This is a genomic window from Pseudomonas sp. LSJ-87 (genome assembly GCF_032971465.1).
In the GTDB taxonomy this organism is placed as follows: Bacteria; Pseudomonadota; Gammaproteobacteria; order Pseudomonadales; family Pseudomonadaceae; genus Aquipseudomonas; species Aquipseudomonas putida_Z.
The window spans coordinates 38,004-49,196 of the sequence record NZ_JAWJYQ010000051.1; the positions used below are offsets into that span (position 1 = coordinate 38,004).

8 protein-coding genes and 1 riboswitch are annotated in these 11,193 nt (G+C 66.0%); of the genes, 4 read left to right on the forward strand and 4 right to left on the reverse strand.

The genetic code is table 11. The features are described 5' to 3' along the window. Nucleotides 1-277 precede the first annotated feature (277 nt). Nucleotides 278-544, forward strand: coding sequence for a hypothetical protein (locus RYH74_RS23520; protein WP_013972506.1), 267 nt, complete (start codon nt 278-280; stop codon nt 542-544). A gap of 108 nt (nt 545-652) precedes the next feature. Here the strand turns inward: RYH74_RS23520 and RYH74_RS23525 are convergent, their stop codons facing one another. The 4 genes from RYH74_RS23525 to cobW form a co-directional block, all read right to left on the reverse strand. After that, nucleotides 653-1,219, reverse strand: coding sequence for a vWA domain-containing protein (locus tag RYH74_RS23525; RefSeq protein ID WP_317410283.1), 567 nt, complete (start codon nt 1,217-1,219; stop codon nt 653-655). 101 nt (nt 1,220-1,320) lie between these two features. Beyond that, entirely contained in the window at nt 1,321-2,343 is a 1,023-nt protein-coding gene (locus tag RYH74_RS23530) for an ATP-binding protein (RefSeq protein ID WP_317410278.1), read from the reverse strand. Nucleotide 2,344: 1 nt separating this feature from the next. Next, nucleotides 2,345-6,106, reverse strand: coding sequence for a cobaltochelatase subunit CobN (gene cobN / locus RYH74_RS23535; RefSeq protein ID WP_317410280.1), 3,762 nt, complete (start codon nt 6,104-6,106; stop codon nt 2,345-2,347). A gap of 3 nt (nt 6,107-6,109) precedes the next feature. Then, nucleotides 6,110-7,177 (reverse strand): cobalamin biosynthesis protein CobW, encoded by a 1,068-nt coding sequence (gene cobW, locus RYH74_RS23540; RefSeq protein WP_085602303.1) that lies wholly within the window; start codon nt 7,175-7,177, stop codon nt 6,110-6,112. Between the two features lie 99 nt (nt 7,178-7,276). Further along, nucleotides 7,277-7,490, reverse strand: a riboswitch (cobalamin riboswitch). Between the two features lie 98 nt (nt 7,491-7,588). On the opposite strand from cobW, the gene RYH74_RS23545 reads away from it, so the two are divergent. The 3 genes from RYH74_RS23545 to RYH74_RS23555 all read left to right on the forward strand — a co-directional run bounded on the left by RYH74_RS23545 (nt 7,589) and on the right by RYH74_RS23555 (nt 11,007). After that, nucleotides 7,589-7,948 carry a hypothetical protein gene (locus RYH74_RS23545; RefSeq protein WP_286101801.1) on the forward strand — a complete coding sequence of 120 codons (360 nt, stop codon included), beginning with the start codon at nt 7,589-7,591 and terminating at the stop codon, nt 7,946-7,948. 325 nt (nt 7,949-8,273) lie between these two features. After that, nucleotides 8,274-9,851: an ATP-binding cassette domain-containing protein gene (locus RYH74_RS23550; RefSeq protein ID WP_317410282.1), complete on the forward strand. Its 1,578-nt coding sequence runs from the start codon at nt 8,274-8,276 to the stop codon at nt 9,849-9,851. 136 nt (nt 9,852-9,987) lie between these two features. After that, nucleotides 9,988-11,007 carry a branched-chain amino acid aminotransferase gene (locus tag RYH74_RS23555; RefSeq protein WP_013972500.1) on the forward strand — a complete coding sequence of 340 codons (1,020 nt, stop codon included), beginning with the start codon at nt 9,988-9,990 and terminating at the stop codon, nt 11,005-11,007. Nucleotides 11,008-11,193 lie beyond the last annotated feature (186 nt).

The following is an 11,193-nucleotide window of genomic DNA, read 5'->3' on the forward strand; positions in this document are numbered from 1 at the left end:
ACAGTAGCAACGAAGTTGACGGTTCCCAGTACCGTCTGTCTGCCGAATCATTTTTTTACAATCAGTGACGGGAATTTTCGCACTTTATCGACATCACATGGCGGCATGGGCAAGAACGGATTCGAACCTGGCAAATTTTTTTACAACCAATGTGTGACTCGCCCCAGGACAACGAGCATCAGTACACATAACCCCGCGCTGCACTTCGCGATAACCGAGGCGACTTTGAAGCAACGCGGACTTACCTGGATGTTTGGGACCATAGAGAGACCGAACCATGAATGCCCCGCTCCGTGTCAACGAAGCACTGCTGATTGCCGACCACGCCTTCGAACCTTTCCAGTGCGTAGCCTGGGATGCACCCAACGGTACTGGTGAACTGAGCCTGGCAGTGATCGACCGGACCAGCACCCGCATCGGCAGCAAGCAAGTGTCCTCGCGTATCTACTCCGACCCGGCCCAGTGGGCCAGCCTGATCGAGGAAGTGCGCGCCGAACTGTGCGAAAAAGGTTACGACCTGCAACCGTGGTCGATGCCGAAATAATATCGGCCGGCAAACCAAGTGCGTGCACCGCCACGCACTTGTACAAACTTCCGGGTTGCTGTTCTGGCAACTTTTCTTATTGCGACATAGTGTCGCATCGATACTTTTTCAATCCACCAACCTGAACTGTTGCAGGTGCTGGTATTCAGCCTGAAGTTGTTGCGCCAGACGCTGCGCACGGCCCAGGCGCACTGGCGCCAGTTCCATATCCACCAGCAAAGTGGCACACGGCATCGGCTGCACGGTATTCCAGTGCTGCAGCCGACCGTCGGTAAACACCAGGCAGCGCAATGCTTCTTCAGGGTGGGCCCGTTGCCGCGCCTGCAACCAGTGCCGAGCCTGTTCCAGTGCTGCGATCAACGGCGTGCCGCCACCGGCACCCAAGGCTTGCAGCCAAGGTTGCAAAGCGGCCGAGGCCTTCAGGCCGTGGCGCTGCCACTGCGGCGTGCGCCCGCTGGCGGTAAGCAGGGCCAGCCGGGCACGCTGGCGGTAGGCCTGGTCGAACAGCGCCGCCAGCAGCCCTTTGGTTTGTGCCAGCGCCTGGTGGCGGCGGGTCGAGGCCGACGCATCGACGATTACCAGCCACAGTTCTGCAGGCTTGGCCTGGCGTTGCTGCCAGCACAGGTCCTGGCGCTGGCGTGGCCGGCCCTTGAGCAGGGTCGGCAGCCAGGCCACCCGACCGGCCGCGGCACTGCGCGCCCGGCCTCGGCTGGCACCGTACTGTTTACCTGCGCCTGCTCTGGCATCCGCCCCTTTGGCAGGTGGCTGGGGGATGCTCAGGGCTTTTTTGCCCAATTCGGCACCTCGCGGCGGGCGCCGCTGGCCACTGGCTGCGCCGCCATCGCACCCCAGTCGCCCTGCCCGCCCTGTTCGCCAGGGTTGCCTGCGCCTTCCCGATCGGGTTGTTTCTCAGGCTGCTGCGGTGCCGCAGGGGGGTTGGCCTGGGGCGCAACGCGGCGGCGATGGCGCAAGGCGAACTCGGCCACTGCATCGACATCGGCCTCTTCGATGGCCTCGCCACCGCGCCAGGCACAGTGGGCGCGTGCGGCGCGCAGCCAGACCAGGTCGGCGCGCAGGCCGTCGACCCCGGCGGCGTAGCAGCGTTCGGTGATCCAGGCCAGCGCCTGGTCGTCCAGGGCAATACCGGCCAGGGCCTGGCGCGCCGCCTGGCAGCGCTCGCGCAATTGCGCCTGGGCCTCGGCCCATTGCGCGCAGAAGGCCTGCGGGTCGCTGTCGAAGGCCAGGCGGCGGCGAATGATCTGCTGACGCGCCTCGGGCTCGGGCAAGCCTTCCAGGGCCACGTTGAGGCCAAAGCGGTCGAGCAACTGCGGGCGCAGTTCGCCCTCCTCCGGGTTCATGGTGCCGATTAGTACGAAGCGGGCACTGTGCCGGTGCGAGATGCCGTCGCGCTCGATGCGGTTGGTGCCACTGGCCGCCACGTCGAGCAGCAGGTCGACCAGGGTATCGGGCAGCAGGTTGACCTCATCGACATACAACACGCCGCCATCGGCCTGGGCCAGCACCCCCGGGGAAAACTGCGCCTTGCCCTGCCCCAGCGCGGCATCCAGGTCGAGGGTGCCGACCAACCGTTCTTCGCTGGCGCCCAGTGGCAGGGTGACGAACGGGCCCTCGCCGAGCAGGTCGGCCAGGCCACGGGCCAGGGTGCTCTTGGCCATGCCACGCGGTCCCTCGATCAGCACGCCGCCGATCTTCGGGTCGATGGCGGTCAGGCACAGCGCCAGTTTCAGGTCATCGGCACCGACCACGGCTGCCAGTGGAAATTGCACGGGTTCACTCATTTCAAGCCTGTTCCTCGCCGTCGAGCAGTTGTTCCTCGAGGGCTTCGCGGTAGTCGCCAGGCGCCTGCCACAGGCCGCGCTGCTGGGCCTCCAGCAAACGTTCGGTAAGGTCGCGCAGGGCCTCGGGGTTGTGCTCGCGCATGAAGTCGCGGGTCGCCGGGTCGAGCACGTAGGCATCGGCCAGCGCCTGGTAATGATGGTCGTCGATCAGCTGCGTGGTGGCGTCGAATGCAAACAGGTTGTCGACCGTCGCCGCCATCTCGAAGGCGCCTTTGTAGCCATGGCGCTTGACCCCGTCGATCCACTTCGGGTTCAGCGCCCGGGCGCGGATGACCCGGTTCAGCTCTTCCTTGAGGGTACGGATGCGCGGCCGGTCGGCCTGGCTGTGGTCGCCGTGGTAACTGGCCACTGCCGCACCGGACAAGGTTTCCGACGCCGCCAGCATGCCACCCTGGAACTGGTAGTAGTCGTTGGAATCGAGCAGGTCGTGTTCGTGGTTGTCCTGGTTCTGCAGCACCGCCTGCACCTTGGCCAGGCGCTGGGCGAACTGGGCGCGCGCCGGGGTACCGTCGTCGCTGGCGCCGTAGGCATAGCCGCCGTGGTTGAGGTAGACCTCGGCCAGGTCGTCGCGGCTGTGCCACAGGCGCCCGTCGATGGCGTTCTGCACCCCGGCGCCGTAGGCCCCGGGCTTGGCACCGAACACCCGCCAGCCAGCCTGGCGCGCGGCCTGCTCGGCGTCCACGCCCTGCGCCTGCAGCGCGGCGCGCTCGCTACGCACGCGGGCGGCCAGTGGGTTGAGATCGTCGGGTTCGTCCAGCGCGGCCACCGCCTGCACGGCGGCATCGAACAGGCGGATGAGGTTGCCGAAGGCATCTCGGAAAAAGCCGGAAACGCGCAAGGTCACGTCCACCCGCGGTCGGTCGAGCAGGCTGAGCGGCAGGATCTCGAAATCGTCGACCCGCTGGCTGCCGGTGGCCCACACTGGTCGCACGCCCATCAGCGCCATGGCCTGGGCGATGTCGTCGCCACCGGTACGCATGGTTGCCGTGCCCCACACCGAAAGGCCGAGTTGGCGCAGGTGATCGCCGTGGTCCTGCAGGTGGCGTTCGAGGATCAGGTTGGCCGAGGCGAAGCCCAGGCGCCAGGCGGTGGTGGTGGGCAGGTTGCGCACGTCCACGGTATAGAAGTTGCGACCGGTGGGCAGCACGTCCAGGCGCCCACGGCTGGGCGCGCCACTGGGGCCGGCGGGCACGAAACGCCCGGCCAGCGCCGCCAGCAGGCCATTCATTTCGGCGCTGCCGCAGGCATCCAGGCTGGGTGCCACCGCTTCGCGCAGCGCCTGCACCACGTCGTGCACCGGCTGCCATTCGCTCTGGGCTGGTAACTGTGCGGTGCCGCCCAGCGCCTGGTCGATTACCAGCAGCGCCAACAGTTCGAGGCGTTCGCGGGTATCGCCACAGGTGCGCCAGGGTTCGCTGCTCATGGCCTGCAACTGCTCGGGGCGTGCGCCCTGCCATGGCTGCCCGAGTTCGCAATCGAGCGGGTCGAAACCTGGCACCAGCGCCTTGGCCAAAGCCCGCAGCAGGCTGGCATTGCCGCCGCGACCGTCGCCACGCTCGACCCGCAACAGCGCCAGCAAGGTATCCAGGCGCAGCCGGCCTTCCGGGGACTGGCCGAACACATGCAGGCCATCGCGAATCTGCGATTCCTTCAGGTCGCACAGGTAGGTGTCCAGGCGTGGCAGCCACACGGCGGCATCGTCCAGTTGGCCTTCCAGCTGCAGTTCGCGGTCGATGTGGTTGGCCTTGACCAGTTCGAGAATGTCGCGCTGCAACTCGCGGGCGCGCCGCGGGTCGAGCAGCTGCGCTTCGTAGAACTCGTCGGCCAATTGCTCCAGGTGGCGCAACGGGCCATAGGTTTCGGCACGGGTCAGCGGCGGCATCAGGTGGTCGATGATCACCGCCTGGGTGCGGCGCTTGGCCTGGGCACCCTCGCCCGGGTCGTTGACGATGAACGGGTAGATATTTGGCAGCGGGCCGAGCAAGGCGTCCGGCCAGCACTGCGCCGACAACCCGACGCCCTTGCCGGGCAGCCATTCGAGGTTGCCGTGCTTGCCGACGTGGATCAACGCGTCGGCGGCAAAGGCATGGCGCAGCCAGAAGTGAAACGCCAGGTAGCCGTGCGGCGGCACCAGGTCCGGGTCGTGGTACACCGCGCTGGGGTCCACCTGGTAGCCCCGCGCCGGCTGGATGCCGACGAAGGTCAAGCCAAAGCGCAGGCCGGCCACCATCAGCCGGCCACTGCGGTACATCGGGTCCTGCTGCGGTGGCCCCCAGCGCTCCAGCACGGCCTGGCGGTTGGCCTCGGGCAGGCGCTCGAAGGCGGCCTGGTAGTCGGCCAGGCTCAGGCTCTGCGCGCAGGGGCGCAGGTCCAGATGGTCGAGGTCGTTGGTCACGCCGCCGAGCAACTGGTGGATCAGTTGCGTACCGCTGCCCGGCAAGTCGGCCAGCGGATAGCCTTCGGCCTGCAGGGCCTTGAGGATGTTCAGCGCCGCCGCTGGCGTGTCCAGGCCAACGCCGTTGCCAATGCGGCCATCCCGGGTCGGGTAGTTGGCCAGCACCAGGGCCACGCGCTTTTGCGCATTCGGCAGGCGCGCCAGTTCGACCCAGCGGCGGGCCAGTTCGGCGACAAAGTCCATGCGCTCGGGGTGGGCGCGGTAGCAGACCACGTCGGACTGGCTGCGCTCGCTGCGCCAGGCCATGTCCTTGAAACTGACCGGGCGGGTGATGATGCGCCCGTCCAGTTCGGGCAGGGCAATGTGCATGGCCAGGTCACGCGCCCCCAGGCCCTGCTCGCTGGCTTCCCAGCCGGGCTGGTTGTCTTGCGCGCAGATGGCCTGCAGCACCGGGATGTCGCGACGGAACGGGCGCAGGTTGGGCCGTTCGGGGCTGGACAGGGCAAAGCCGGTGGTGTTGACCAGCACTTCGGCACCCACCTCGTCCAGCCAGGCTTCGACCTGCTCCAGGCAGGCGCTTTCCTTGAGGCTGGCCACGGCGATCGGCAACGGGTTGAGCCCGGCGGCCTGCAGGCGCTGGCAGAACACATCGATGAACGCGGTGTTGGCCGCCTGCAAGTGCGAGCGGTAGAACAGCAGTGGCGCCACCGGCTGTTCGGGATGCCACTGCGGGTACCAGTCCTCCAGCGTGGCGCTGCCCTTGGCCGGGTGATACACGGCGGTGCGCGGCAAAGGCTGCGGCTCGTCCCAGGCATAGTCGCGGCCCAGCCACTGGCTGGCCAGGCAGTTGAACAGGTTGATGGCGTTGGCCTTGCCGCCCTGGCGCAAGTAGTGCCAGAGGCGCTCGGCCTGCTCGCCGCTGACACTGCCCAGGCTGGTCAGCTCCGGGTCCGGGCGGTCGTCGCCCGGCACCAGGATCAGTTGCACGCCACGGCCGGCCAGTTCGACTAGTTGCTCGACGCCATAGCGCCAGTAACCGACGCCGCCGTGCAGCGACACCAGGATGACCTTGGCATGGCGCAGCACCTGGTCGACATACAGGTCGACCGAGGCATGGTTCTGTACCTGCATCGGGTTGGCCAGGCGCAGGCTGGGGTAATCCTCGGGCAATTGCTCGGCGGTATCGGCGAGCAATGCCAGGTGCGAATCGCCGCTGCAGAGAATCACCAGCTCGGCGGGCGTCTGGCCGAGGTCGGCAATGCTGTCATCCGGCACGAAGCCGCCGGGCTGGGTCCGCAGCAGGTGCATGGGTCAGGCGCCCAGTGCCTGGCGCAGGCGCGCTTCCAGCTGGGCGGCGTCAAGGTCCTGGCCGATCAGCACCAGGCGGGTGATGCGCGGCTCGTCGGCGCGCCAGGCGCGGTCGAAGTGCTTGTCGAAACGGGTGCCCACGCCTTGTACCAGCAGGCGCATCGGCTTGCCCGGGATGGCAGCGAAGCCTTTGGCGCGCAGGATGCCGAATTCCACCACCAACTGGGTCAGGGCGTCGAGCAGCAGGCTTTCGTCGGCTTCGGGCAGGTCGATGGAGATGGAGTCGAAGGCGTCGTGGTCATGATCGTCATGGTCATCGCCGTCATGATGCGAATCGTGGTGGGTACGGCGGCCATCGATGTGCGCCTCGGACTCGGCGCCCACGCCCAGCAGTACCTCCAGCGGCAGCTTGCCGCTGCTGGCCTCGATCACCTTGACCGCCGGCGGCAGTTCTTCGGCCACCTCGGCGCGGACCTTGGCCAGGCCTTCGGCGTCGATCAGGTCGGCCTTGTTCAGCACCACCAGGTCGGCGCTGGCCAGCTGGTCGGCGAACAGTTCGTGCAGCGGCGACTCGTGGTCCAGGTTGGGGTCGAGCTTGCGCTGGGCATCGACCTGATCCGGGTAGGCGGCGAAGGTGCCGGCGGCCACGGCCGGGCTGTCGACCACCGTGATCACCGCGTCGACGGTGCAGGCATTGCGGATTTCCGGCCACTGGAAGGCTTGCACCAGCGGTTTGGGCAGGGCCAGGCCGCTGGTTTCGATGAGGATATGGTCCAGGTCGCCACGGCGTGCCACCAGCTCGCGCATCACCGGGAAGAACTCTTCCTGCACGGTGCAGCACAGGCAGCCGTTGGCCAGCTCGTAGACGCGGCCGGTGGCTTCTTCTTCGGTGCAACCGATGCTGCACTGCTTGAGGATTTCGCCGTCGATGCCCAGTTCGCCGAACTCGTTGACGATTACCGCAATGCGGCGGCCCTGGGCGTTGTCGAGCATGTGGCGCAGCAAGGTAGTCTTGCCCGAGCCGAGGAAGCCGGTGACGATGGTGACGGGGAGCTTGGCCAGTGTTTTCATGTCGCATTGCCCTTGGCAGATTGGCGCGGGCATGCAGGACGACAGCCACGGGCCAGACCGGCCGGGCTTGTTCGCCACCGGATCACCCCGCCCGGTTGAAAGTCGAAAACGTGACGAGGCAGGTCTCCTGGCTCGCACCGTTCCATGTGCCCGCTGGTGCAGCGGGCTGGCGGGATGACGCCTTCCCGCGCGCGGGCGCAGTGGCTGTGTCGATCCGTTGTCGGTGCTTACAGTTGCGGGGGCAGCCGCGGCTTGTACCGCGTTCCCGTCTTAGCTTCGGCCTGGCCGAAGAACCTCGAAGTGGCAAGGCTACGCAGTGGCTGGCGGGTGGTCAACCATTGCAGTCGGGCTGGCCGACAACAAGTGGCGCAACTGCGTTACAGTGGTGGCTTTGAGCAGCGAGGCCCACCGGTGAAACCCCTGAACAAGCGCGATATGGCACGCCTGGAGCGTGAACTGGTGGTTTGCCTGACCGAAGCCTGCGAAACCGCCAAGGCGGAGATCGTCGGTTTCAGCTGGCTGACCCATCGTCTGGCTCCCGAGGATTTTCCGGCCAGCCTGCGCATTACCTGGGTGTTCGAGCGAGAGGCCGACAAGGCCGCCGCCGTGGCGGGCGACGCGAAGGTACGCATGCTGGCGCTGACCGGCCTGGCTTTGGAACAGGCTGGCATTCAGCTGGATCATCCGGCCTGGCATGTGCGGTTTGACAGTGAAGAGGCCTGCCAGCAGAGCCACGGGGGCAACTGGAGCAAGCGCTTGATGGGGCGCTGAACCAGGGGCATGCGCGGTCCTACAGGTCCAGTGCACGCCTTAAGGGCGACGCCGGCCATGTGGGAGCGGGTTTACCCGCGAACACGGGCGAAGCCCGTGCCATCCACCGCGTCGCCTGTTTCGCGGGTGAACCCGCTCCTACAGGGCACGCGGCGCACTCGCGGAATCTGTTTTCCCGCGACAACGATGCCTCTATCCGTTAGGCTGCGCATTCCCCTTTCACGAGGTATTCGTCCAATGCGCCATTGATGCCGCCGTCCCTTCGACGGCCAGTCTTCAGCCTCCGGTTCGCTCCGGAGATGTCGCGGCATTTGTGGAGTTGTGCATGACGAACACGTCGATCCTGACGCTGGACAGCGTCTCCTTGGCCTTGCCTGACGGCAGGCTGTTATTTACCGACCTCAGCGAAACCTTCGACCAACGCCGCACCGGCCTGGTCGGGCGCAACGGTGTGGGCAAGAGCCTGCTCGGGCAGATACTTGCCGGCCAACGCGAACCAAGCAGCGGCCAGTGTCGGCGCCTTGGGCGCATCCATCTTCTGGACCAGCAGGTGATCGAGCGTAGCGCCACGGTCGCCGACCTGGCCCAGGTGGGCGCGGTGCTCGCTGCGCTGGAGCGCATCGAGCAAGGCAGCGTCGCACCCAGTGACTTCGACACTGTCGGCGAACGCTGGGATATCCGCGAGCAATTGCAGGGGCACCTGCAACGCCACGGCCTGGGCCAGCTCGACTTGCACCAGCCCGCCCATAGCCTGAGCGGTGGCCAGGCCATGCGCGTGGCGCTGGTCGGCGCCTGGCTCAGCGAAGCGGACTACCTGATCCTCGACGAACCGAGCAATCACCTGGACAGCAACGCCCGCGCCCAACTGCTGAGCATGATCGAAGCCTGGGACCGGGGCTTGCTGGTGATCAGCCATGATCGCAGCCTGCTCGCGCACATGACGCGCATCGTCGAATTGTCCAGCCTGGGCTTGCAGGCCTATGGCGGCAACTACAGCTTCTATTCGGCCCAAAAAGCCAGCCAGACAGCGCAGGCCCAACAGCAACTTGCCCGGCTGAAACAGGAGCAGCAACGCCAGGCGCGCGAACTGCAGCGCCAGCGCGAAGACCTGGAACGTCATCAGGCCCGCGCCGGGCGCAACGCCAGGCACGCCAACCAGGCCAAGATCCTGGTCGACCGCCAGCAGGAACGCAGCCAGGCCACTGCGGGCAAGCAGCGCCGCGACCATCGCGACGCCCGCCAGGCGCTGCAGGGCAAAGTGCGTGACGCCGCCCGCGAAGTCGAGCAGGACAGCGCCATTACCCTGCATGCACCCACGCCGCAGCGCCATCCGGGCCGCGAAGTGCTTGCCTTGCAGGCGCTGCACCTCCCCCGCGGCACGCGCAAACCACTGAACCTGCGCTTGTGCCTGGGCCAGCGGGTGGGCCTGGTCGGCGCCAATGGCAGTGGCAAGTCCACCCTGCTCAGGCTGATGAACGGTGAGTTGCCAGCACCGCCCGACAGCCTGCGCCTCAGTGGTGAAACCGCCCTGCTCGATCAGCACTGCAGCGCACTACCAGGCCACACCAGCGTGCTCGACCACCTGCGCCAGGCAAACCCGTCACTGGCCCAGGGCGACTTGCGCAGCCGCCTGGCGCAACTGGGCCTGGATGCGGCCCGCATCGAACTGCCCAGCGGCCTGCTCAGCGGCGGTGAGCGGATGAAGGCAGCACTGGCCGCCGTGCTATACCGCGAACGGCCGCTCGACCTGTTGCTGCTGGACGAACCCGGCAACCACCTGGACCTGCCGTCACTGGCCGCACTGGAACACATGCTCGGGCAGTTTCGCGGGGCGCTGGTGGTGGCGTCCCACGACCAGGTACTGCTCGACCAGCTGGCGCTGGACGAGTACCTGCACCTGTAGAAGCCGCAATGAATGCATTGCAGGCTATCAATTCGTGACTGGCCGTTCCCGATCTGCCACGGATGTATTATGGTGGCGTGGTGCGCATATAACAGCAGCCCGAGCAATCGGGCACTTGCAAGACAATGAGGGTGTCATGAGCAACGAAAGCATTAATTGGGACAAGCTGGGTTTCGACTACATCAAGACCGACAAACGCTACCTGTCCGTATGGCGCAATGGCGAGTGGGACAAAGGCACCCTGACCGAAGACAACGTACTGCACATCAGTGAAGGCTCCACGGCCCTGCACTACGGCCAGCAGTGCTTCGAAGGCCTCAAGGCCTACCGTTGCAAGGACGGTTCGATCAACCTGTTCCGCCCGGACCAGAACGCCGCCCGCATGCAGCGCAGCTGCGCCCGCCTGCTGATGCCGCAGGTGCCGACCGATGTGTTCATCGAGGCGTGCAAGCAAGTGGTCAAGGCCAACGAGAAGTTCGTGCCACCGCATGGTAAAGGCGCCCTCTACCTGCGTCCGTTCGTGATCGGCACCGGTGACAACATTGGCGTGCGCACCGCCCCCGAGTTCATCTTCTCGATCTTCGCCATCCCGGTTGGCTCGTACTTCAAGGGCGGCATGAAGCCGCACAACTTCCAGATCTCCAGCTTCGACCGCGCAGCCCCGCAAGGCACTGGCGCGGCCAAGGTCGGTGGCAACTACGCCGCCAGCCTGCAGCCGGGTGCAGAAGCGAAGAAAGCCAACTTCGCCGACGCCATCTACCTCGACCCGCTGACCCACACCAAGATCGAGGAAGTCGGTTCGGCCAACTTCTTCGGCATCACTGCCAACAACGAGTTCGTCACCCCGAAATCGGCTTCGGTGCTGCCAGGCATCACCCGCCTGTCGCTGATGGAACTGGCGCAATCGCGCCTGGGCCTGACCGTGATCGAAGGCGATGTGGAAATCAACAAGCTGGACCGCTTCATCGAAGCCGGCGCCTGCGGTACCGCTGCGGTGATCACCCCGATCGGCGGCATCGAGTACAACGGCAAGCTGCACGTGTTCCACGACCTGGAAAAGGTCGGCCCGGTTACCCAGAAGCTCTACAACGAGCTGACCGGTATCCAGAGCGGTGACGTGGAGGCACCGGCTGGCTGGATCGTCAAGGTTGCCTGAGGCGCTTTAACGGTTTGAAAAACGGGGCATGCCAGCGATGGCATGCCCCGTTTTTTTTTGCGAACTTATGCTCGAAAGCATGTCCCTGGCACAACAGTGGATGGCACGGGCTTTGCCCGTGTTCGCGGGCAAGCCCGCTCCCACAGGGATCGCGCCACCTTTTTAGAATTTGAGCAAGAAAGCTGC